The sequence below is a fragment of the Gaiella sp. genome, from assembly GCF_057140465.1.
On sequence record NZ_DBNHWK010000002.1, the window covers coordinates 1 to 21,817 of the forward strand.

Here is a 21,817-nt window from a genome sequence, read left to right on the forward strand (position 1 = left end):
CGTGGAGCGCCAGTTCGACGCCAGGGGCTACAGCAAGGTCGCCGGGTCTGCGGCGCTCCTGCCGCCCGGCGCGCCGACTCTCGAGGCCGTTCGCGAGCTGGCGACGGCCGGCGCTCGCGCCGTCCTCGTGGACGGACCGCTGCCCGCAGGGTCGCTCGGCATCGACGAGGCGCTCGGGGTGCCGATCCTCGGCCTCCCGGCGGGCGTCGCCGACGAGATCAGGGGCCTCCTCGCGACCGGCCGCCCGGTGGAGCTCGCGCTCGGCGCGGCGTCGATCGAGCCGAACCCGGGCCTGGCCGCGACCGCCCCCTTCTCCTCTCGCGGCCTGGCGTTCGACGGGGGCACGAAGCCGGAGCTCGCCGCCCCCGGCGTCGGCCTCGCCACCTCCGAGCCGGGTCTCGGCGACGACGGCGGAGCGCGCTTCGGGACCGTGAGCGGGTCGAGTGCGGCGGCTGCGGTCGCCGCAGGCGCCGCTGCGCTGGTCGTGCAGGCTCGACCCGATCTCGACGCGGCGGCACTGGGCGGCGCCCTCGTCGCGTCGGCGCGGCCGGCGCAAGCGTTGGCCGGGGTCGTGGCGGGCGCAGTCGACCCGGCCCGCGCGGCCACCGTCGAGCTCGTCGCCGATCTGCCGACGGTCTCCTTCGGGTCGAGCGTCCCCGGCGAGAAGGAGCTCCGCGGGACGGTGACGCTCCGCAACGTCTCCCGCCGACCGCTCGGGCTGACGGTCGTCTCCGGCACGCGTACGAGAGCAGGTGTCACGGTGACGGCGACACCCTCGGCGAGAGTGCTTCGCCCCGGCCGCACCGTCACCCTGCGACTCACGGCCCAGCTCGCGGCGCGGCCGAAGGCCCCGGGCGCGCTCGTGGGCACGCTCCGCGTTCGTGTCCGCGCAGGCGCCACGCTCCGCGTCCCGTGGGCGATCGCGGTTCCGGTCACCGGGCAGCCGCTGCTCGACGGGATCCGCCTCTCGGTCGCGGCGTTCGCCCCGTCAGACGCCCGGCCGGCGGTGCTCAGCCTCGTGGCGGGACGGGTGGACGGTTCCGTCGACCGCCCGCAGCTCCTCCCGCTCGACACGCTCACGATCGACCTCTATCGCGGCCGTCGCAACCTCGGCAGGCTCGTGCACCTCCGCGAGGTCCTGCCTGGACGGTACGCGTTCGGCATCACCGGGCGGGGGCCGCGCGGGGCGCGACTCGCGCCTGCCGCGTACGAGCTGGCGATCGTCGCGACGCCGGTCGGCGGCGGCCCTCGCGAGGAGCAGCGCGTACCGTTCCGGATCCGATGAGCGGCGGTATAGTCCTCGTCGTCGTGAGTCAGGGACGGTGCCAACGATGAGCTCCACGGAGGCGCCGGCGACGCATCTCGCCGAGAACCCGTTCGCCATCGCGCAGCGTCAGCTCGCGCACGTGGGGGAGACGTTCGGCATCGACCCGAACCTCGTCGGCGTGCTGGCCGAGTGCAAGAAGTGCGTCGAGGTGTCCGTGCCGGTCGTGATGGACGACCAGTCGGTCGAGGTCTTCGAGGCCTACCGCGTCACGCACAACATGACGCGGGGGCCCGCGAAGGGCGGCATTCGCTACCACCCGGCCGTGACGCGCGACGAGGTGAAGGCGCTCGCGATGTGGATGACGTGGAAGTGCGCCCTGATGGGGCTGCCGTTCGGCGGTGCGAAGGGCGGTGTCGTCTGTAACCCGAAGGAGCTCTCGCCGGGGGAGCTCGAGCGCCTGACGCGCAGGTACACGACCGAGATCATCAACGAGATCGGGCCGGAGAAGGACATCCCCGCCCCCGACGTCGGTACGGACTCGCAGGTGATGGCGTGGATCTTCGACACGTATTCGATGAACGTCGGCCACTCGGTGCTCGGGGTGGTCACGGGCAAGCCGCTGTCGGTGGGCGGGTCGCTCGGGCGGGACGAGGCGACGGCCCGGGGAGCGCTCTACTCGATCAGGACGGCCCTGCAGAAGCAGGGCGCGCGGCTCCCCGACAACCGGATCGCGATCCAGGGGTTCGGGAACGTCGGCAGGAACCTCGCCCGCCTGCTGTCGGAGGAGGGAGCGCGGATCGTGGCGGTCAGCGACTCCCGAGGCGGTGTCGCGAACCCCTACGGCATCGACGTGCAGGCGGCGATCGCCTACAAGCAGGAGCACGGCGTGCTCGAAGGCCTGCCGGGCGCGGACGCGATCACGAACGCCGAGCTGATCGAGCTCGACTGCGACGTCCTCGCGCCGTGCGCCCTCGAGCAGGTGATCACGGCCCAGAACGCTGCCCGCATCCGGGCGCGCATGATCTGCGAGGGCGCGAACGGCCCGACGACGCCGAGCGCCGACGAGATCCTCGAGGACCGCGGCGTGCTCGTGCTCCCGGACGTGCTCGCGAACGCGGGCGGCGTCGTCGTCTCCTACTTCGAGTGGGTGCAGGGCCTCCAGGAGTACTTCTGGAAGGAGTACGAGGTGAACGCGAAGCTCAACGACATCACCGTCCGCGCGTTCGAGGAGACCTGGCAGACCAGGGAGCGCTTCGGCACGAGCATGCGCGTCGCCGCGTACGGGCTCGCCGTGCAGCGCGTCGCGGAGGCGACGACGATCCGCGGCCTGTACCCCTAGCGGATGACCGCCCGCCCGGTACGGGCCGTGCTGTACGTCGCCGAGGGCTGCCACCTCTGCGACGCGGCGCTCGAGGTCGTGGAGGCCGTGCGTCGGGAGACGCCCTTCGCGCTCGACGTCGTCGACATCACGGGCGACGACGACCTCGAGCGCGACTACCGTGCCGAGATCCCGGTGCTCGAGCTCGACGGCGTGCACGCGTTCCGGTACGTCGTCACGGCCGACGGGCTGCGCGACCGCCTGCACGGCGGGGCGGTCGGTTGACCGGCGCGGCGACGGCGGCGCCCAGGCAGAATGTGACACGGTGTCACAAACTCGCCGGGCCCGGCGGCCCGGCCGACGAGGGAAAGGAGCGGCAGTGGCGGAGCGGTTGACGGTCGGCGTGGCGGCGCGGCTCTCCCGGTACCTGCAAGTCCTCACCCAGGCGAAGAAGATGGGCAAGGACCGCATCTCGTCCCAGGAGATCGCCGAGTACACGAACATCAACGCGACGCAGATCCGGCGCGACCTCTCCGGCTTCGGCAAGTTCGGCAAGCGCGGTGTCGGCTACCAGATCGACTCGCTGCTCGCCGAGATCCGCAAGATCCTGCGCACGCAGGGGCAGCACAACATCGCGCTCGTCGGTGCGGGTCGGCTCGGGGAGGCGATTGCGAGCTCCCCGATCTTCGGCGAGCACGGGATCACGATCGCTGCCGTCTTCGACACCGACCCGGCGAAGGTCGGTCGCGCGATCGGCGGCGTCACGGTCTCCGCGATCGACGACGTCGAGCAGGTCGTCCCCGAGCGCAACATCATCGTCGGCGTGCTCGCCGTTCCCGCGTCGTCCGCGCAGGACGCAGCGGACGCGCTCGTCGCCGCCGGCGTGAAGATCATCTTCAACTACAGCGAGGCGCTGCTCGACACCCCGACGGATGTGCAGGTGCACACCTCCAACCCGGCGGTCGAGCTTCTCTACGCCCTCTACTTCCACCTGACCTGACCGGCGCGGGCCCGCGCCCTCGGCCACCTACGCGTCGACAGCCCGCCGCGAAGGCAGTATTGCCCTGTGCGGATCGTCCTCTGGCACGGATACCTGCTCGGGGGCACCGGCTCGAACGTCTACTCGCGGCAGCTCGCGCGCGAGTGGAGCCGTGCCGGCCACGAGGTCGTCGTGCTCTCGCAGGAGCCCCGACCCGAGCGGTACGACCTCGGCGGGGCAGTGACCCGGCGTCCCGACGTGGGCGGCTTTCTCCCCGTCTTCGTGCTCGACCGGTACGAGGGGTTCGACGACGTCCGGCGGCTCCCCGACTGCTCCCGCGCCGAGCTCGAGCGGTGGGTGGAGGCGAACGCCGCGGCGATCCGCGTCGAGCTCCCCGCGGACCTCGTGTTCACGAACCACGTGCTCCTCGGCGGCCCGGTGGGCGCCGCCGCCGGCGCGCCGTTCGCGGTCAAGGCCCACGGGTCGGAGCTCGAGTACGCGATGCGGGGAGATCCCGCTCTGTCGGCGTGGGGGGCCGAGTGCCTGGCCGCCGCCCGTGCGACGTTCGTCGGGTCGGAGCACATCCGCCGGGTGCTGCAGGAGGTGTGCGGACGGGTCGACCGCGTCCACGAGGTGCCGCCCGGTGTCGACGTCGACGAGTGGGTTCCGGAGCGGCGTGAGGACGCACTTCGGTCCCTCGTCCGCGAAGCGGCCGCCGACCCGCCGAACCCCGGGAACGGGGACGAGCGGCTCCCCGACGAGGGGAACGAGGCTCGCCTCGGCGACTTCCTCGCCTCGGGGCCGGTGGTCGTCTACTTCGGCAAGTTGATACCGCAGAAGGGCGTCGACGTCCTGCTCGACGCGCTGTCCGGAGTGGACGCGCGCGTCGTGATCGTGGGCTTCGGGCCGGAGCGTGCCTCCCTCGAGGAGCGGGCCGCCGCCCTCGGCGTGCGCGCCCTCTTCACGGGGCCGCTCGAGCACCGCCACCTCCGGCACCTCCTTGCGCTGGCCGACGCCTGCGTCGTCCCCTCGGTGTTCCCCGAGGCGTTCGGGATGGTCGCAGCGGAGGCGGCGGCAGCCGGCTGCCCGCCCGTGATGTCGCGCCACTCCGGACTCGCGGAAGTCGCGGCCGGCCTGGAGGCGGAGCTGCCTCCGTCGCTCCGGCCCCTCGTCAGCTTCCCGACGGGCGACGTGGGCGCACTCCACGAGCGCCTCGTGCAGGTGCTCGCGCTCGCTCCGGCCGACCGGGAGACGCTGCGAACCGGGGTCCGCACCGCCGTCGTCGACCGCTGGAGCTGGGCAGGCGTGGCCCGGCGGCTGCTCGAGCTCTCTCGCTGACGGCGACGATCCCGCGTCGTCGGTGCCCCGTCCTCGCCCCTCGTGGGGCACTCGTCGGGAGGGTCGCCGCCGATGCTTTCCTGACGGAAGTGTTGGCTAGGCTTCCCGGGCCATGGACGCGACGACGACCGCGTACGACACGCTCCTGCGCGAGGCGCGCGAGCGTTTCGAGCAGGCCTCCGACTTCACCGTCGCGGTCGAGGAGGAGTTCGCGCTCCTCGACCCCGAGACGCTCGACCTCGTCGGTCGGTTCGAGGAGGTGCAGGCTGCGGCGGCCGACACGGGCCTCGCCCCGAACCTCGTCGGCGAGCTGATCGCGTCGGAGGTCGAGATCAAGACCGGTCTGCTCGAGACCGTGGCGGGCCTGCCGGCGGCGATGCAGGAGCGGCGCGCGGAGCTCGCGGCGCTCGTCGAGCCGCTCGGGATCGCGCTCGCGGCGACGGGGACGCATCCCTGGGCCGACTGGAAGGCGCAGCGGATCATCGACACGCCGCACTACCGGCGCAACGACGAGCTCCTCCGGTACGTCGTCTGGCGCAACAACACGTTCGGCCTCCACGTGCACGTCGCCGTCCGGGGCGCCGATCGCGCGATCGCCGTCTGTGACGGGCTCCGCAACGTGCTCCCGGAGCTGCTCGCCGTCTCCGCCAGCTCCCCGTTCGTCGAGGCCGTCGACACCGGCTTGCACTCGGCCCGGACGCAGATCTTCACGCGGTTCTTCCCGCGGTGCGGGATCCCGGACGCCTACGGGAGCTGGGACGCCTTCGAGCGCTACGTCCGGCTGCTGTACGCGACGGGGTCGATCGACGAGCCCACGCAGCTCTGGTGGAGCGTCCGGCCGCACCTCGCGTTCCCCACCGTGGAGATCCGGATCTGCGACGCGCAGCCGTCGCTCGCCGATGCGCAGGCGCTGGCCGCGCTCGCCGCCGCGCTCGCCGCCCGCATCGCCCGGGCCCACGACGAGGGCGAGCCGGTGCCGCTGCATCCGCACCGGCTGCTCGAGGAGAACATGTGGCGGGCGATCCGCTACGGGCTGTCGGGCGAGCTGCTCGACCTCGACCGCGGCGTCGCCGTCCCCGCACGTGCGCGGCTCGAGCAGCTGATCGCCTGGGTGGAGCCGGTGGCGGGGGAGATCGGGGCCGCTCCGCTGCTCGCGCTGCCCGAGCGCAACGCCGCCGAGCGTCAGATCGCCCGGTATCGGGAAGGCGCCTCGATCGCGGACATCTACGCCGATCTCGTCGTCCGGCCGGCCCGCGTCGGCGAGCTCTGAGCGGGCGCCTCGGCGGGCGTCGAGGGCGGCGCGACCGCCGACTCGGCCGGGTAGCGGCGGTGGGCCGATCGTTGCCGAGTCACCCACGCACGTCGCACGACGACCGGCTTGTGATAGATAATGCCCCGCGCCGAAGCGGTTTCGGCGCTTCTTTGTGAGGGCTGCATTCCGGAGGACTGATGGATTTCTTCGTTGACCACGCCGTGCTCTTCGCGCTCATCTGCGGTGGTGTCGGGGTCGCATACGGCCTGTACCTGACCTACTGGCTGCTCGCTCAGCCCGCCGGCAACGAGCGGATGCAGGCGATCTCGAAGGCCGTCCAGGAGGGCGCCGCCGCGTACCTCAAGAAGCAGTACACGACGATCGCAGCCGTGGCCGTCGTGCCGTTCCTCGCGCTCGGCTTCTACGACAAGCTGGGGTGGGGCGCCGCCGTCGGCTTCCTGATCGGGGCGACGCTGTCCGCGGCCGCCGGCTTCATCGGGATGAACGTCGCCGTGCGTTCCAACGTGCGGACGGCGGAGGCCGCGCGCGAGGGCGTCTCGCCCGCGTTCAAGGTCGCCTTCCGCGCCGGCTCGGTGACCGGGCTCCTCGTCGTCGGTCTCGGGCTGCTCGGCGTCGCCGGGTACTACTGGGTCCTCACCGGCTGGATCGGCAACGAGCCCGAGTCCGCCGTCGACGATCTCATCGGGCTCGCGTTCGGCGGCTCGCTGATCTCGGTCTTCGCCCGGCTCGGCGGCGGCATCTTCACCAAGGCCGCCGACGTGGGCGCCGACCTCGTCGGGAAGATCGAGGCCGGCATCCCCGAGGACGACCCGCGCAACCCGGCCGTGATCGCCGACAACGTCGGCGACAACGTCGGCGACTGCGCCGGCATGGCCGCCGACCTGTTCGAGACCTACGCCGTCACCGCCGTCGCCGTGATGCTGCTCGGGATCGGCTTCGTCGACGACTTCGACGACAGCAGCCTCTACCTCTTCCCGCTCGCCCTCGGCGGCGTCTCCATCCTCGCCTCCGTGATCGGGACGTTCTTCTCGTGGGTCGGCCGCGGCGAGAACGCGATCATCAACGCCCTCTACCGCAGCGTGATCGTCGCGACGATCCTCTCGGCGCTCGGCTTCATCCCGGTCACGCTCGCCTACGACGGCGAGTGGTTCTCCTTCTGGCAGCTCTACGTGCCCGCGCTGATCGGGCTCGCGATCACCTTCCTGCTCGTCGCGATCACCGAGTACTACACGGGCTCGCGATGGCACCCGGTGAAGAAGATCGCCGAGGCCTCGCAAACGGGGCACGCGACGAACATCATCGCCGGCCTCGCCTACGGCATGCAGGCGACGGCGTTCCCCGTGCTCGTGATCGCCGCGGGCGTCGTCGGCGCCTACTACGCCGCCGGGATCGGCGACGGCGACCCGAGCCTCTACGGCATCGGCGTCGCCGTGATGGCCCAGCTCTCGATGACCGGGCTGATCGTGGCGCTCGACGCGTACGGCCCCGTGACCGACAACGCAGGCGGGATCGCCGAGATGGCGGACATGCCGGAGTCCGTCCGTGGCGTCACCGACCCGCTCGATGCGGTCGGCAACACGACGAAGGCGGTGACGAAGGGCTACGCGATCGGCTCGGCCGGTCTCGCCGCCCTCGTCCTCTTCGACGAGTACGTCCGTGGGCTGGCCGACGAGGGCCTCGACATCAGCTTCGCGCTCGACGACCCGTGGGTGATCGCCGGGCTGTTCATCGGCGGCCTGATGCCGTTCCTGTTCGCGTCGCTGGCGATGACCGCGGTCGGCCGCGTCGGCGGCGAGGTCGTGGAGGAGGTACGCCGCCAGTTCCGCGAGGACCCGGGGATCATGGAGGGCACCTCGCGCCCCGACTACGCGACGTCGATCTCGATCGTCACCGGCTCGGCGATCAAGAGCATGCTCGCGCCCGCGCTGATCCCCGTCGCCTTCCCGATCATCGTCGGGATCATCAAGCCGGAGATGCTCGGCGGCATGCTGATCGGCACGATCGTCACGGGCCTGTTCCTCGCGATCGCGATGACGTCGGGCGGCGGAGCCTGGGACAACGCGAAGAAGCTGATCGAGGACGGCCTCTACGGCGGCAAGGGCTCGGAGGCCCACGCCGCGGGGGTCACGGGCGACACCGTCGGCGACCCCTACAAGGACACCGCCGGGCCCGCGATCAACCCGATGATCAAGATCGCGAACATCGTGGCGATCCTCATGATCCCGATCATCGCCTCGATCCACGGCTAGCAGCACCGGGCCGGGGCCCTCGGGGCCCCGGCCCGCACCTCCCACACCTCTCCCGCCCCGCCTGCCGGCATCGGGCGACGGTGCTCACGCGCGCCAGTAGCTCCGGGTGAAGAGGACGAGCACGGGGAGCAGCTCGAGCCGCCCCATCCACATGAGGGCGACGAGCGTCCCCTTCGAGACGTCGCTGAACTCGGAGAAGTTGCCCTCCGGGCCCGCGGAGCCGAGCGCGGGGCCGACGTTGCCGAGCGTCGTCGCGGCGGCCGCGATCAGATGGATGGGCCGCACGTCCGGGCCCTGGATCGCGGTGTCGAGCGCGAGCACGCCCGCGCCGACCACGAACACGCCGACGTAGAGGAGGACGAACGCGATCACCGCGCGGATCGTGCGCTCGCCGACCGTCTGGCCGTTCAGCCGCAGGGGCTCGACGAGCTCCGGGTGCACGGCGAGCCGGGTCTCACGGCGGAGCGCCCGGCCGAGCACGAGGTGTCGGACGACCTTGATCGAGCCGCCCGTCGACCCGGCGGAGCCGCCGACGAACATCAGCGCGACGATCGTCACGAGCGCGAGCGTCGTCCAGGTGTTGAAGTCCGCGGTCGCGTAGCCCGTCGTGGTGAGGACCGACACGGCCTGGAAGACGCCCGTGCGGACGGCGGACGCGCTTCCCGCGAGATCCTCGGTCTCGAGCACGAGAATGAGCAGGGCCGACCCGACGACGAGGAAGATCGCGTAGAGGCGCAGCTCCTCGTCCCGGATCACGGTGCGCACCCGCCTCCGGACGAGGGCACGGTAGGTGAGTGCGAAGTTCGCGCCGGCGACGACCATGAACACGACGATCACCCACTGCGTCGGCGCGGCATAGAGCTCGATCGAGCGGGCCTCGGTCGAGAACCCCCCCGTGGGCATCGTCGTGAAGGCGTGTGCGACCGCCTCGAACAGGGTCATCCGGTCGTCGACGCCCGTCCATCCGAGCAGGGCGAGGACGAGCGCCTGGAGCACGGTGAGCACGACGTACAGGCCCCAGAGCCTGCGGGCGGTCTGGCGGATGCGGCTGCCGAGCTCGTCGACCTCCGGCCCGGGCAGCTCCGCCTCCAGCAGCTGGCGGCCCCCGACCCGGAGCCGGGGGAGGACGGCGAGCGCCAGCACGATGATCCCCATGCCTCCGAGCCATTGCGTGAACTGCCGCCACATCGCGAGCGACGGGTCGAGCGCCTCGACGTCGCGGAGGATCGACGCGCCGGTCGTCGTGAACCCGGACATCGACTCGAACACCGCGTCCATCGGACGTGACAGCTCCGGGTCGGTGGAGAGGAGGTACGGGATCGCTCCGAGCAGGGCCGCCAGCAGCCACGTCGACGCGACCACGAAGTACCCCTCCCGCGTGCCGACGACGGGGCCGGCCCCACGGCCGATCCGCTCGAGGGCGACCCCGGCGACCCCGGCGACGGCGGCCGCGACGACGAAGGGCAGGACGGGATCGCCGTACCCGACCGCGAGCACCGCCGGGAACAGGGGGGCGAGACCGAGCCACTTGACGAGCGTCCCGACGAGCCCCAGCGAGCCGCGGAGCTCGACCGCGAGCCGCCGCCGCGGACGGGGTGGATGCCGGACGTCGCGGCTGACCATCAGACCCTCCAGTAGCGGCGCGTGAGCAGGACGATCACCGGGATCACCTCGATGCGTCCGAGCCACATCAGCAGCGTCATCACGAGCGTCGAGACGTCGCTGTAGGGCTCGTAGGAGAGCATCGGCCCGATCGGGCCCGTCGCCGGGCCGACGTTCCCGAGCGTCGCCGCAGCCGTCGAGATGACGTCCACGGGCGTCAGCGACGGCCCCTGCAGCGCCGAGTCGACGGCGATCACCGCGGTGCCGACGACGAAGAGGCCGAGGTAGAGGAGGACGAAGGAGGTGACGGCGCGCAGCGTCTGCTCGTCCACGACCCTCCCGTTGAGCCGGATCGGGATGATCAGCTCGTCGGACAGCGTCTGACGGAGCTCGCGGCGCAGCACCTTGCCGAGCAACAGGTGCCGCAGCACCTTCACCGACCCGGTCGTCGACCCGGCCGAGCCCCCGACGAACATCAGGAGCACGAGCACCATCAGCGAGACGGTCGTCCAGTTCGCGAAGTCGGCCGTCGCGTACCCCGTACCGGTCATCAGCGACACCGCCTGGAAGACCCCGGTCCGCACCGGGGCGTCGCTCCCTGCGATCGTCTCCGTCGCGAGCTCGACGACCAGCACCCCGGACGCGAGCGCGAGGAGGATCAGGTAGACGCGGATCTCCTCGTCCCGGAAGAGCACCTTCGGTCGGCGGCCGATGACGGCGCGCCAGAGCAGCGCGAAGTTGAGCCCGGCGAGCACCATGAAGGCGACGATCGTCCACTGGGTGGCGGCGCCGAAGGCCTCGATCGACCGGGACTGCGTGGAGAAGCCGCCCGTGGGGATGGTCGTGAAGGCGTGCGCGACGGCGTCGAACGGGGTCATCGCCTCGTCCGCCCCCGTCCAGCCGAGCATCGAGAGCACGAGCGCCTCGGCGACCGTGAGCCCGAGGTAGAGGACCCAGATCCGGCGCACCGTCTGGCGGATGCGCTCGCCGAGCTGGTCGACCTCGGGGCCGGGCAGCTCCGTCTCGAGGATCTGGCGCCCGCCGACGCGCAGCCGGGGGAGCACGGCGAGCACGAGGACGATGATCCCGAGGCCGCCCAGCCACTGGGTGAACTGCCTCCACATCGCCATCGCGTTCCCCAGCGACTCGATGTCCACGAGCAGTGTGGCGCCGGTCGTGGTGAAGCCGGACATGCCCTCGAAGAGCGCATCCACGGGGCGGTCGAGGTGCTCCTGGCCGGCGAGGAGGTACGGCAGCCCGCCCATCACGCCGGCGAGCAGCCAGGCGACCGCCACGACGAGGTATCCCTCGCGCGACCCGACGCGCATGCGCGCCTCGCCGCCGATGCGCTCGAGGACGAGCCCGACGACGCCGACGATCGCGGTCGTCCCGAGGAACGGCCAGGGAGACTCGTCGTACGCCACGGCGAGCACCGCCGGAAAGAGCGGTGCGAGCGCCAGGTACTTGACGATGGTGCCGACGAGGCCGAGCGCGCCGCGCGCATCGATCTCGAGCAGAGGGCGTCGCCGGACCCCGGACGGCCTGCCGGACGCCCTCACAGGGCGCGCTCGACCGTCGGCACGTTCGCCGCCTCCGTGAAGACGATGACCCGGTCGCCGACGAGGAGCGTGTCGTCGCCGTGCGGGAAGATCGCCTTGCCGCCCCGGACGACCGCCCCGATCAGTGCGCCGCGGATCGGCATGTCCCGGAACCGCTTCCCGACGTACTCGCTCTCGGGCCGGCAGGTGAGATCGAGGACCTCGAACCGATCGCCCTCGATCATCGCGAGCTGATGCGTCCGCGGGTCGCGGGCGAAGCGGACGATCTCCTCCGCGGTCACCTGGCGCGGGTTGACCGTGACGTCGACGTTCGACGCCTCGTACACCTTCTGTGCGATCGGCTCGTGGACGATCGCGATCGTGAACTCGACGCCGTGGACGCGCGCGAGCGCCGCGGCGAAGTGGTTCTTCGCGTCGTCGCGCATCGCGAAGATCGCTGCCTGCGCGCGGCCGATCCGCTCGCGCTCGAGGAACTCCGGGTCGAGCCCGGTGGCGTTGTAGACGCGGACGTCGGGGAGCGCCTCGGCGACGTCGCGGGCCCGCTCCCGGTTCGGCTCGATGAGGCGCACCGCGATGCGCTGCTCGACGAGCGCCCGGGCGATCGCGGCTCCGACCCTGCCGCCGCCGAAGATCACGACGTCCGTGACCTCCGACTCCCACGGCGCGAGGATCTCGCCCCAGGTACGCGCGGCCTCGGGCGAGCCGATCACGACGATGCGGTCGCCGGTGTGGATCACGCTGTCCCCGCCGGGGAGGGTCATCGTCTCGCCGCGGATGATGCTCGCGACCTTCGAGTCGTGGGGGATGCGCGCCTCGCGCAGCGGGAGGTCGACGATGCCGTGCCCGCCGCCCGACTCGACGTCGAACTCGACGATCTGCACCTGGCCCTCGGCGAACACGTCCGTCTGCACGGCCGCGGAGACGCCGATCACGCGCGCGATCGCGTTCGCGGTCTCGAGCTCCGAGCAGACGACGAAGTCGAGGTCGAGCCTGCCTCCGCGCCAGAGGTCGACGTACTCGGTGTTCGACGTCCTGATCACGGTCGTCGCGCCCTCGGCCTCGATCCGGGCGAACGCGCCCGCCACGAGGTTCACCTCGTCCCGCGACGTGCACGCGATCACGAGGTTCGAGCCGGCGATCCCGGCCTCGGTCAGCGTCTTGCGGCTCGCGCCGTTCCCCTCGAAGGTGGCGACGTCGTACCGGTACGCGAGGGCGGTGAGCCTCGCGGCGTCCTGGTCGACGACCACCATCTCGTGATCGTCGTGGAGCGCCTCGACGATCGTGGAGCCGACCTGGCCCGCGCCGACGACGAAGACCTTCATCCCGGCGCCAGCGTACTCCCCCTGTCGGCCGCGCGGGGCGGAGAGCGTTCGCTACCGTGGGTCGGGTGAGGGGTCGTCTGGCGCTGGCGGGGATCGCCATCCTGGCCGCATGTGGCGTTGCGGCAGCCGTCGCGACCGCGCGCGAGGCGCGTGGCGATGCGCTGCGCCTGACGCGCGGCGCGACGGGGCTGTCGCTCCCCGTCTTCGTCACCGCCGCGCCCGGCGAGCCGAACCGGCTGTACGTCGTCGAGCAGGGCGGCCTCGTGAAGGTGATCGAGCGCGGCAGTGTGCGCGCAGCGCCCTTCCTCGACGTCCGCGCGACGATCGTCAGCGGCGGCGAGCAGGGGCTGCTCGGGCTGGCGTTCGCGCCCGACTACCGGAAGAGCCGGCTGTTCGTCGTCAACTTCACGGATCGCAGCGGTGCGACGCGCGTCGTCGCCTACCGCTCGCGGGGGGCGCGCGCGCTGCCGGGTTCGGCGCGACTGCTGCTCCGCGTCCCCCAGCCGTACCGGAACCACAACGGCGGCATGGTCGCGTTCGGCCCCGACGGCAAGCTCTACGTCGGGATGGGCGACGGCGGGTCGGGGGGCGACCCCGAGAACCGCGCGCAGGACATGGGCACCCTGCTCGGCAAGCTCGTGCGGCTCGACCCGCGTGCCGCGAAGCCGACCGCGGAGATCGTCGCCCTCGGGCTCCGCAACCCGTGGCGGTTCTCGTTCGACCGTGCGACTCGTGCCCTCTGGATCGGCGACGTCGGTGAGGGCGCCGTCGAGGAGATCGACCGGCTGCCGCGCGGGACGACGGGGCTCGTGAACTTCGGCTGGGACGTCTACGAGGGCTCGCGACCGTACGAGCAGAAGGCGCTCGGCCCAGGAAGGCTCGTCCAGCCCGTCGTCGAGTACACGCACGGCGACGGGTGCTCGGTGACCGGCGGCTACGTCTACCGCGGGAAGCGCGTCGCCGCGGCCCGCGGGCGCTACTTCTTCGGCGACTACTGCAACGGTCGGATCTGGAGCGTTCTCGCTGCTGCGCCGAAGGCGGGCACGCGCGAGGAGGGCTTCCGGGTCGAGTCGATCACGTCGTTCGGCGAGGACCTCGCGGGCGAGCTGTACCTCGTCTCGCACAACGGCACCATCTTCCGCCTCGCGCCCTGACGGGCGTCCCTCACACGGCGCGGCGACGAACCTGCGGGCTCTGTCCGAGCGCCGCGTAGGCGAGTGCGTTCAGCGACTCGTTGAGCGACCGGAGCTCGCGGCTCACGTCGGCCAGGCCCTCTGCCCGCTCGAGCCTGCCGTCGATCCGCTCCAGCTGATCGACGATCCGGTCGAGACGGTCGAGGAGCGCGTCGAACTGGCGGTCGGGGACGTCCTTGTGCTCCATCACCGAGATTCTACGAGGCGGCCGCGACGAGCTCCTCGCGTGTCGCCACGACCACGGCACCGTCGCCGAACCGCACCTGCAGGCGCTCCAGCGCCCCTGCCCCTGCCTCCAGGGCCGAGACGCGCCGCACGGCGCCGAGCTGCGCGAGAGCGACGCGCGCGAGCTCGTCGGGCGCATCGCTGAACACCGCCACCGTCGCGCCCGTCGCCGAGAGCCGGCGGAGCGCGGCGCTCACGTCTGCCGCCGGGCGGAGGTAGACGGGCGCGCGATCCTCCGCGAACCGCTCGAGCAGGACGCGCCAGTTCCTCGCCTCCCCGGCGTCGAGCACGCGGGCCGCCTCGGCACGGTCGGCCGGGAGCGCGGTCACGTCGACGCCGAGCACCGACGCGGCGTCGGCGAGCCAGTCGTCCCAGAGGCGCCGGGTGTCCCCGAGCGCCCCGTCGAGGTCGACGAGCAGGGCCGTCATGCCGTCGCGCGCCTGTGGGAGACGGAGCGCCAGGCGACGATGCCCACTCCGACGCCGACCGCGTCGATCGCGACGTCCACGGGGGAGCCGTTCCGGCCGCTGACGAAGAGCTGGTGCACCTCGTCGCTCGCGGCGTAGACGACGCCGAGCGCGAACGCGGGGAGGGCCGCGCCGAGGGCCCGGAGGAGCAGCGCGCCGAGGATCGCGTACTCGGCGACGTGCGCGAGCTTGCGCAGCACGAGGTCCAACGTTCCGAGGTCGGTGCCGAGGCTCGGCACCGAGGAGAAGGCGAAGATCAGCGCCGCCCAGGCGATCACGGGCGCCCAGCGCCGCACGGGCGTGGGGACGACGGGTGACGCGGCCACTCTCCGATGATAGGCTCGCCCCCCACAACGGAGCGCGGTGAGGGAACCCGGTGCGAGTCCGGGACGGTCCCGCCGCTGTGAGGGGAGATGCTCCCCCGCCACGACGCCACTGGCCCGCGGGCTGGGAAGGCGGTGGGGGAGGGCGCCCCGAGTCAGAAGACCTGCCGCCTCCGGACATACCCCGAGATCCCCTCGCGGAAGGAGGATTCTGGTGCCCCATCGCTTCCTGGTTCTCGTCGTCGGTGTCCTCGCCGCGCTCGCCCTCGCGCTCGCCGGGGCCGCCGCCGAGAACGCCGCGCCGGGGTCCTTCCCGGTCACGATCACGGCCGACAACGGGAAGGTGACGATCGCGAAGCGGCCGCGTCGCATCGTCTCGCTCTCGCCGACCGCGACCGAGACGCTGTTCGCGATCGGCGCCGGGCCCCAGGTGATCGCGGTCGACGACCAGTCGGACTACCCGAAGAGCGCCCCGCGGACGACGCTCTCCGGCTTCACGCCGAACGTCGAGGCGATCGCCGCCTACCGGCCCGACCTCGTGGTCATCGCCTTCGACCCGAAGGGGCTCTCGGGCGCCCTCGCGAAGCTCGGGATCCCCGTTGTCCTGCACGACGCGCCGCGGGCCTTCAAGGGCGCCTACCAGCAGATCCGTCAGCTCGGGATCGTCACCGGCCGGGTCGCGGCTGCGGAGCGCGTGATCGCCAGGATGAAGACGCGGGTCGGCGCACTCGTGAAGAAGACGAAGAACCGGGCGGCCGGTCTCACCGTCTACCACGAGCTCTCGCCCGACTACTACACCGTCACGTCCAAGACGTTCGTCGGGAAGGTCTTCGCGCTCCTCGGCCTCGAGAACATCGCCGACGCCGCCGACGGCTCGGGGAGCGGGTACCCACAGTTGTCCGCGGAGTACATCGTCGCTCGCAGCCCCGACCTGATCGTCCTCGCCGACAGCGTGTGCTGCGGGCAGAAGCCGTCGACGGTCGCCGCCCGTCCCGGCTGGAACCGGATCGAGGCGGTGCGGACGGGCTCGATCGTGCGGATCGACGACTCGCTCGCCTCGCGCTGGGGGCCACGCCTCGTCGACTTCTTCCGGGCGATGGCGACGGCGATCGGCCGTCTCTCCCCGTAGCCAGCGATGGAGAGCACCGCCGTCCGCCACCACGACGTCCGCTCCCGCGGCGTGGCTCCGCTCTGGGGGGCCGCCGCGGTGCTCTTCCTCCTCGTCGCCGTCGTCGTCGGCGTGCTCGCGGGGCCGGTCGACCTCGGGGCCGGAGCGGTGCTCGGCACGATCGGCGAGCGGCTGCACCTCCCCGGGGTCACCTCCGACCTCTCGCCGACGGAGCGGTCGATCCTGTGGGAGCTGCGGCTCCCGCGCGTCGTGCTCGCCGCGCTCGTCGGAGGCATGCTCGCGACGGCCGGTGCGACGTACCAGGGCGTCTTCCGGAACCCCCTCGCCGACCCGTATCTCCTGGGCGTCGCCGCCGGTGCCGGGCTCGGGGCGACAGTGGCGATCGCCTACGCGCCGGCCGGGATCCAGGGGCAGCGGCTCCTGCCGCTCGCGGCCTTCGTCGGGGCGTCGCTCGCCGTCGTGCTCGCGTACGCCGTCGGCCGCTCGGCGGGCCGCGCCCGCGACGCGGCAACCCTCGTCCTCGCCGGCGTGACGGTCGCGTCGTTCCTGACGGCGGCGCAGACGTTCGTGCAGCAGCGGAACACCGACACGCTCCGGCAGGTCTACTCGTGGATCCTCGGCGGCCTTCCGACGTCGGGATGGAGCGACGTGCTCCTCGTGCTCCCCTACGTCGCCGTCGCCGTCGCCGTGATCGTCGCGCTGCGCCGCGTCGTCGACGTCCTCAACCTCGGGGACGACGAGGCGACGAGCCTCGGCGTCAACGTGCGGCGGATGCGCCTCGCGCTCATCGTCGCCGCCACACTCGGGACGGCCGCGGTCGTCGCCGTCAGCGGGCTGATCGGCTTCGTGGGGATCATCGTCCCGCACACGATCCGCCTGCTCACCGGATTCGGCTACCGCGCGCTGCTGCCCCTCTCGTTCGTCGTCGGCGCGGGCTTCCTCGTGTTCGCGGACGTCGTCGCGCGCACCGCGCTCGCCCCGGCGGAGATCCCGCTCGGCGTCGTCACCGCGTTCGTCGGGGCGCCGTTCTTCGCCGTCGTCCTCCGGACGAGTCGGGTCGGGTCTCGATGACGGCCCTCCGCCTCGCCGCCGTCTCGGTCTCCCTCGGCGGGAACGTCGTCGTCGACGACGTCTCGCTCGACGTCGAGCGTGGGGAGTGGGTCGCCCTGATCGGCCCGAACGGGGCCGGGAAGACGACGCTCGTACGCGCGATCGCCCGGCTCGTCGACTTCGCCGGCGTGATCGAGCTCCGCGGGCGCGCCACGCGCAGGCTACGACGTGTAGAGCTCGCGCGCGAGCTCGCGGTCGTCCCGCAGGAGCCGGCGATCCCGCCGTGGATGACCGTGTCCGAGTACGTCCTCCTCGGGCGGACGCCGCATCTCGGCCCGCTCGCGAAGGAAGGCAGGAGCGACCGCGAGGCGGCGGGGCGCGCACTCGCTCGCCTCGACCTCCTCGAGCTGCGCGACCGGCGGCTCGACACGCTCAGCGGCGGCGAACGACAGCGCGCCGTCGTCGCGCGCGCGCTCGCCCAGGAGGCGAGCGTCGTGCTGCTCGACGAGCCGACCACGGCGCTCGACATCGGCCACCAGCAGCATGCGCTCGACCTCCTCGACGAGCTGCGCGGCGACACCGACCTCACGCTCGTGACCGCGATGCACGACCTGACGCTCGCGGCGCAGTACGCCGACCGCGTCGTGCTGCTCGACGGCGGTCGCGTCGTCGCCGACGGCACCCCTGCGGAGGTGCTCACGGAGGCGACGATCGCGACCCACTACCACGCGGCGATCGACGTCGTCCCGGTCGGCGACCGGCTCGCCGTCGTGCCGCGACGCGGCTCCAGCACCGGCTGATCGCCCGGCGGGGCTCAGCCCACGAGGTGCTTGACGTGCTTCCGGCGCACGCGCGACGGCTCGTAGCCGAGCTTCGCGTTGATCGCGAGCATCGGTGCGTTCTCGCTGTCGTTCCCCGTCCAGATCTCCCGGATCCCGCGGTTGCGCGCCCAGTGCACCGTCGCCAGCTTGACGAGCGTCGCGAGGCCGCGCCCGCGGAACGCAGGGTGCGTGCCCGTGAACTCGTTCTCGGCCCGGTCGTTCCCGTCCGTTGCGACGTACGCCACGGACGCGAGGCGGCCGTCGACGACGGCGACGACGCTCCCGTCGAGGTCGAGGTCAGGGACGCCGATGTCGTCGCGGAGCCAGTCCTCGAACGACTGGTGCCCGTCGAGCGGGTCGGCGGGGTCGTCCCGGTGTGCGAGCATCGTCAGTTCGTACAGCTCGCGGAGCCGGCCCTCGATCTCGCGGAGCGGAAGCAGCGCGACGTCGGGTGGAACCACGAGCTCCGGCACGTCACTCTCCGCGACGCGGAGCACCGACACGGGCTTCCGTCGCTCCTCGTGGTAGCCGTGGCGCTCGGCGAAGCAGGCGCCGACGGCGTCGTCGGTCCACACGACGGCGTGGCTGTACCCGGCACAGCGCACGGCGTCCTCGACGATGCCGGCGAGCTCGTGCCCGAGGCCGTGGCCCCGCGCGGACGGTGCGACGCCGAGCCAGCAGCGGCCGAACCGTCCGGCCCGCGCCGCCGCGACGAGCTCGCCCCCTGCCTCGGCGACCCACCACTGCGTCGACTTGCGCATGTGGTCGAGGCCCTGCTCGGTGATGACGACGGTCGGCAGCAGGCCTCGCACGAGCTCGGCGAGGCCGGGCAGGTCGTCGGTGTGGAGCGGTCTGATCACGAGCGCGGTCGTTCCCAGGGGCATTCTCTGGTACTGGATCGGACGAATCGGGGGTTCGACTTGAGTCGCGTCGAGCGTCGCGTCCCGGGCCGGACGGACCCGTCCCCGGCGACCGTCGGCCGCCCGGGTAGCATCGAACGGTGACGGTCGCTCCGCACGACGCTGCCTGGGAGGAGGCACTCGCCGGCCTCAACCCCGCCCAGCGCGAGGCCGTGCTCACGACCGAGGGGCCGGTGCTGGTCGTCGCCGGCGCCGGGTCGGGCAAGACGCGCGTCCTCACGCACCGCGTCGCGCATCTGACGCGCGCCTGCGGCGTGCGGCCGAGCGAGATCCTCGCGATCACCTTCACGAACAAGGCCGCGGGAGAGATGCGGGAGCGGCTCGAACAGATGCTCGGGCGTACCGCGAGGGCGATCTGGATCCTCACCTTCCATGCGGCGTGCGGCCGGATCCTCCGGCGCGAGGCGGAGCGGCTCGGGTACACGCCGAGCTTCACGATCTACGACCAGGCCGACCAGGTGCGGGTCGTCAAGCTCTGCCTCGAGGAGCTGGGGAAGGACCCGAAGCGCTTCACGCCTCGCGGCATCCACGCCCAGATCTCCAACGCGAAGAACGCGCTCGTCACCCCCGCCGTGTACCGGGATCGCGTGAGCTCGTTCTGGGACCAGACCGTGGCGGAGGTGTACGAGCACTACCAGCGCACGCTCCACCGCTCGAACGCCGTCGACTTCGACGACCTCCTGATGCTGACCGTCGAGGCCCTGGAGCGCTTCCCCGAGGCGCGGCAGAAGTGGCAGCGCGCGTTCCGGTACGTGCTGGTCGACGAGTACCAGGACACGAACCATGCGCAGTACCGGCTGCTGCAGCTGCTGGCCGCGGAGCACGGAAACGTCTTCGCCGTCGGCGACCCGGACCAGTCGATCTACGCGTTCCGGGGTGCCGACATCCGCAACATCCTCGACTTCGAGCGCGACTTCCCCGGCGCGCGTGTGATCGCGCTCGAGGAGAACTACCGCTCCACGAACGCGATCCTCGAGGCGGCGAACGCCGTGATCGAGCACAACCGCGACCGCAAGCCGAAGCGGCTGTTCTCGGAGCTCGGGCGAGGCGACCCGGTCGAGGTGGTCGAGGTCGAGGACGAGCACGCCGAGGCGCGGTTCGTCGCCGCCGAGCTCGCGCGCCTCGTCGACGGGGGGCTCTCGGCGAGCGAGATCGCGGTCTTCTATCGCACGAACGCCCAATCGCGCGTGCTCGAGGACGTGCTCACCCGACAGCAGGTGCCGTACCAGGTGATCGGCGGGCCACGCTTCTACGAGCGGGCCGAGATCAAGGACGCGGTCGCGTACCTGAGCGTGCTCGACAACCCGTCCGACGCGGTCTCGCTGCTCCGCATCGCGAACCGGCCCCGGCGCGGCATCGGCGACACGTCGGTGCAGCGGCTCGTGGCACACGCCGGCGCGCTCGAGATCCCGCTCTGGGAGGCGGCCGCCGACCCCGAGGCGGCAGGGCTCGGCACCGCTGCCGCCCGTGCCGTACGCGGGTTCAGGGCGACGATGGAGTCGCTGATGTCCGCCGCACAGGAGCTCCCGGTCGACGAGCTCGTCGAGGCCGTGCTCGTCCGGTCGGGCACGCTCGAGGCGTACGAGGCGGAGCGGACGATCGAGGCGCGCGGTCGCATCGAGAACCTCCAGGAGCTCGTGGGGGTGGCCCAGGAGTTCCGCCGCGAGCGCGAGGAGCCGACGCTGGCGGCGTTCCTCCAGGAGATCTCGCTCGTCTCCGACCAGGACGAGCTGCGCGCCGACGGCGGGGTCGTGACCCTGATGACGATCCACAACGCGAAGGGGCTCGAGTTCCGCGCCGTCTACGTGATCGGCATGGAGGAGGGGATCTTCCCGCATGCGCGCTCGATCGAGGACAACGAGATCGAGGAGGAGCGCCGCCTCTGCTACGTCGGGATGACACGCGCGATGGAGCGCCTCGTGCTCACGCACGCGGCGGCGCGGAGCCTCTACGGGCGCCGCGACTACAACCTGCCCTCGCGGTTCCTCGACGAGCTCCCCGGCGCCGTCGAGCGCGAGCGGCTCCGGCCGTCCTCCTGGAGCGGGTACGCGTCGTCGCCGCGCCAGGTCGTTCCACGGGACGACCGCGACGTGCCTTCCCTGGGTACCGGCGACTCCGTGCGCCACGGCTCGCTCGGTGAGGGCGTCGTGACCCGGATCGAGCCGGGTGGCGTCGTCACCGTCCGCTTCGCGGCGGACGGGAGCGAGCGCCGCCTGATGCTCGACTACGCGCCGCTCGAGAAGATCGGCTGACGCGGCCAGGGCGCCCGTAGGATCCACGCCATGGCCTACCGGGTGCGCCCGACACGAGACCTCGACGAGTTCCGCGGCGCGCTGCGTCCGATCAGCCACTACTTCGGGTCGCGGATCACCGAGGAGGAGGCCGAGCGGTTCTCGCGGCTGCTCCCGCTCGACCGGTTCCATGCCGCGTTCGACGGCTCGGAGATCGTCGGCGGCGCGGGCGCCTTCCCGTTCGAGCTGACCGTGCCCGGCGGGCCGCTCCCGTGCGCCGGCGTGACCGTCGTCGGCGTCCTGCCGACACATGTGCGGCGCGGGCTGCTCGGCCGGATGATGCGGGCGCAGTTGAACGACGTGCGCGAGCGCGGCGAGTCGCTCGCGGCGCTGTGGGCGTCGGCCGAGACGATCTACGGCCGCTACGGCTACGGGCTCGGGTCGACCGGCATGGGCGTGAAGGCCGACCTGCACCGGGTTGGGCTCCGTGACGGCCTGCCGCCGCGGGAAGGCTCGGCGCGACTGCTCGAGCACGACGAGTCGCTTCGCGT

At 72.2% G+C, this 21,817-nt stretch carries 20 protein-coding genes and 1 riboswitch; of the genes, 13 read left to right on the forward strand and 7 right to left on the reverse strand.

Annotated features, from left to right (window positions below):
* The 7 genes from AC162C_RS00035 to AC162C_RS00065 form a co-directional block, all read left to right on the forward strand.
* Nucleotides 1–1,285: S8 family serine peptidase (locus tag AC162C_RS00035; RefSeq protein ID WP_484095758.1), on the forward strand; the 1,285-nt coding region annotated here is incomplete at its 5' end.
* 46 nt (nt 1,286–1,331) lie between these two features.
* Nucleotides 1,332–2,606, forward strand: a complete 1,275-nt coding sequence (locus AC162C_RS00040; protein ID WP_484095759.1) for a Glu/Leu/Phe/Val family dehydrogenase — start codon at nt 1,332–1,334, stop codon at nt 2,604–2,606.
* 3 nt (nt 2,607–2,609) lie between these two features.
* Nucleotides 2,610–2,870 (forward strand): glutaredoxin family protein, encoded by a 261-nt coding sequence (locus tag AC162C_RS00045; protein WP_484095760.1) that lies wholly within the window; start codon nt 2,610–2,612, stop codon nt 2,868–2,870.
* A 94-nt stretch (nt 2,871–2,964) separates the two neighbouring features.
* Nucleotides 2,965–3,585, forward strand: a complete 621-nt coding sequence (locus AC162C_RS00050; RefSeq protein ID WP_484095761.1) for a redox-sensing transcriptional repressor Rex — start codon at nt 2,965–2,967, stop codon at nt 3,583–3,585.
* Nucleotides 3,586–3,651: 66 nt separating this feature from the next.
* Nucleotides 3,652–4,902, forward strand: coding sequence for a glycosyltransferase family 4 protein (locus tag AC162C_RS00055; protein ID WP_484095762.1), 1,251 nt, complete (start codon nt 3,652–3,654; stop codon nt 4,900–4,902).
* A gap of 112 nt (nt 4,903–5,014) precedes the next feature.
* The gene (locus AC162C_RS00060) at nt 5,015–6,172 is read left to right on the forward strand and encodes a carboxylate-amine ligase (protein WP_484095763.1); all 1,158 of its coding nucleotides are present in this window, start codon (nt 5,015–5,017) and stop codon (nt 6,170–6,172) included.
* 179 nt (nt 6,173–6,351) lie between these two features.
* Nucleotides 6,352–8,424, forward strand: coding sequence for a sodium-translocating pyrophosphatase (locus AC162C_RS00065; protein WP_462974878.1), 2,073 nt, complete (start codon nt 6,352–6,354; stop codon nt 8,422–8,424).
* 84 nt (nt 8,425–8,508) lie between these two features.
* Here AC162C_RS00065 and AC162C_RS00070 read toward each other — a convergent pair whose 3' ends face one another.
* Genes AC162C_RS00070 through trkA form a run of 3 tightly spaced genes read right to left on the reverse strand, consistent with a single transcriptional unit; the run spans nt 8,509 to nt 12,907 of the window.
* Nucleotides 8,509–10,047 carry a TrkH family potassium uptake protein gene (locus AC162C_RS00070; RefSeq protein ID WP_484095764.1) on the reverse strand — a complete coding sequence of 513 codons (1,539 nt, stop codon included), beginning with the start codon at nt 10,045–10,047 and terminating at the stop codon, nt 8,509–8,511.
* Nucleotides 10,047–11,585, reverse strand: a complete 1,539-nt coding sequence (locus tag AC162C_RS00075) for a TrkH family potassium uptake protein (protein WP_484095765.1) — start codon at nt 11,583–11,585, stop codon at nt 10,047–10,049. The genes AC162C_RS00070 and AC162C_RS00075 overlap by 1 nt, the downstream gene beginning before the upstream one ends.
* Complete coding sequence (gene trkA, locus AC162C_RS00080; RefSeq protein WP_484095766.1) at nt 11,582–12,907, reverse strand: Trk system potassium transporter TrkA; 1,326 nt, start codon at nt 12,905–12,907, stop codon at nt 11,582–11,584. The genes AC162C_RS00075 and trkA overlap by 4 nt, the downstream gene beginning before the upstream one ends.
* 65 nt (nt 12,908–12,972) lie before the next feature.
* Between trkA and AC162C_RS00085 the strand changes: the two genes are divergently transcribed.
* Nucleotides 12,973–14,061: a PQQ-dependent sugar dehydrogenase gene (locus AC162C_RS00085; RefSeq protein WP_484095767.1), complete on the forward strand. Its 1,089-nt coding sequence runs from the start codon at nt 12,973–12,975 to the stop codon at nt 14,059–14,061.
* Nucleotides 14,062–14,071: 10 nt separating this feature from the next.
* Here AC162C_RS00085 and AC162C_RS00090 read toward each other — a convergent pair whose 3' ends face one another.
* The 3 genes from AC162C_RS00090 to AC162C_RS00100 form a co-directional block, all read right to left on the reverse strand.
* A complete protein-coding gene (locus tag AC162C_RS00090) occupies nt 14,072–14,287 on the reverse strand; it encodes a hypothetical protein (RefSeq protein WP_462974165.1) in 216 nt (71 codons plus the stop codon).
* Between the two features lie 10 nt (nt 14,288–14,297).
* Nucleotides 14,298–14,753 (reverse strand): HAD family hydrolase, encoded by a 456-nt coding sequence (locus AC162C_RS00095; RefSeq protein WP_484095768.1) that lies wholly within the window; start codon nt 14,751–14,753, stop codon nt 14,298–14,300.
* On the reverse strand, nt 14,750–15,118 hold the full coding sequence (locus tag AC162C_RS00100) for a VanZ family protein (RefSeq protein WP_484095769.1): 369 nt from the start codon (nt 15,116–15,118) through the stop codon (nt 14,750–14,752). Before AC162C_RS00100 ends, AC162C_RS00095 begins: the two co-directional genes overlap by 4 nt.
* A riboswitch (cobalamin riboswitch) is annotated at nt 15,113–15,300 on the forward strand. Its footprint overlaps the gene before it by 6 nt.
* Before the next feature lie 29 nt (nt 15,301–15,329).
* Between AC162C_RS00100 and AC162C_RS00105 the strand changes: the two genes are divergently transcribed.
* Genes AC162C_RS00105 through AC162C_RS00115 form a run of 3 tightly spaced genes read left to right on the forward strand, consistent with a single transcriptional unit; the run spans nt 15,330 to nt 18,094 of the window.
* Nucleotides 15,330–16,244: an ABC transporter substrate-binding protein gene (locus AC162C_RS00105; RefSeq protein WP_484095770.1), complete on the forward strand. Its 915-nt coding sequence runs from the start codon at nt 15,330–15,332 to the stop codon at nt 16,242–16,244.
* A gap of 6 nt (nt 16,245–16,250) precedes the next feature.
* Complete coding sequence (locus tag AC162C_RS00110) at nt 16,251–17,315, forward strand: FecCD family ABC transporter permease (protein WP_484095771.1); 1,065 nt, start codon at nt 16,251–16,253, stop codon at nt 17,313–17,315.
* Nucleotides 17,312–18,094 (forward strand): ABC transporter ATP-binding protein, encoded by a 783-nt coding sequence (locus tag AC162C_RS00115; RefSeq protein WP_484095772.1) that lies wholly within the window; start codon nt 17,312–17,314, stop codon nt 18,092–18,094. The genes AC162C_RS00110 and AC162C_RS00115 overlap by 4 nt, the downstream gene beginning before the upstream one ends.
* A 14-nt stretch (nt 18,095–18,108) precedes the next feature.
* Here the strand turns inward: AC162C_RS00115 and AC162C_RS00120 are convergent, their stop codons facing one another.
* A complete protein-coding gene (locus AC162C_RS00120) occupies nt 18,109–18,999 on the reverse strand; it encodes a GNAT family N-acetyltransferase (RefSeq protein WP_484095773.1) in 891 nt (296 codons plus the stop codon).
* A 116-nt stretch (nt 19,000–19,115) separates the two neighbouring features.
* Here AC162C_RS00120 and AC162C_RS00125 point away from each other — a divergent pair, with 116 nt between their 5' ends.
* Complete coding sequence (locus AC162C_RS00125) at nt 19,116–21,287, forward strand: ATP-dependent helicase (protein ID WP_484095774.1); 2,172 nt, start codon at nt 19,116–19,118, stop codon at nt 21,285–21,287.
* 30 nt (nt 21,288–21,317) lie between these two features.
* Nucleotides 21,318–21,817: GNAT family N-acetyltransferase (locus AC162C_RS00130; protein ID WP_484095775.1), on the forward strand; the 500-nt coding region annotated here is incomplete at its 3' end.

Excerpts from the sequence above, each read along its gene's own strand:
- AC162C_RS00040 (WP_484095759.1), top strand. The coding sequence starts at position 1,332 with ATGAGCTCCACGGAGGCGCCGGCGACGCATCTCGCCGAGAACCCGTTC.
- AC162C_RS00045 (WP_484095760.1), top strand. The coding sequence starts at position 2,610 with ATGACCGCCCGCCCGGTACGGGCCGTGCTGTACGTCGCCGAGGGCTGC.
- AC162C_RS00060 (WP_484095763.1), top strand. The coding sequence starts at position 5,015 with ATGGACGCGACGACGACCGCGTACGACACGCTCCTGCGCGAGGCGCGC.
- AC162C_RS00065 (WP_462974878.1), top strand. The coding sequence starts at position 6,352 with ATGGATTTCTTCGTTGACCACGCCGTGCTCTTCGCGCTCATCTGCGGT.
- AC162C_RS00070 (WP_484095764.1), bottom strand. The coding sequence starts at position 10,047 with ATGGTCAGCCGCGACGTCCGGCATCCACCCCGTCCGCGGCGGCGGCTC.
- trkA (WP_484095766.1), bottom strand. The coding sequence starts at position 12,907 with ATGAAGGTCTTCGTCGTCGGCGCGGGCCAGGTCGGCTCCACGATCGTC.
- AC162C_RS00090 (WP_462974165.1), bottom strand. The coding sequence starts at position 14,287 with ATGGAGCACAAGGACGTCCCCGACCGCCAGTTCGACGCGCTCCTCGAC.
- AC162C_RS00095 (WP_484095768.1), bottom strand. The coding sequence starts at position 14,753 with ATGACGGCCCTGCTCGTCGACCTCGACGGGGCGCTCGGGGACACCCGG.
- AC162C_RS00110 (WP_484095771.1), top strand. The coding sequence starts at position 16,251 with ATGGAGAGCACCGCCGTCCGCCACCACGACGTCCGCTCCCGCGGCGTG.
- AC162C_RS00115 (WP_484095772.1), top strand. The coding sequence starts at position 17,312 with ATGACGGCCCTCCGCCTCGCCGCCGTCTCGGTCTCCCTCGGCGGGAAC.
- AC162C_RS00120 (WP_484095773.1), bottom strand. The coding sequence starts at position 18,999 with ATGCCCCTGGGAACGACCGCGCTCGTGATCAGACCGCTCCACACCGAC.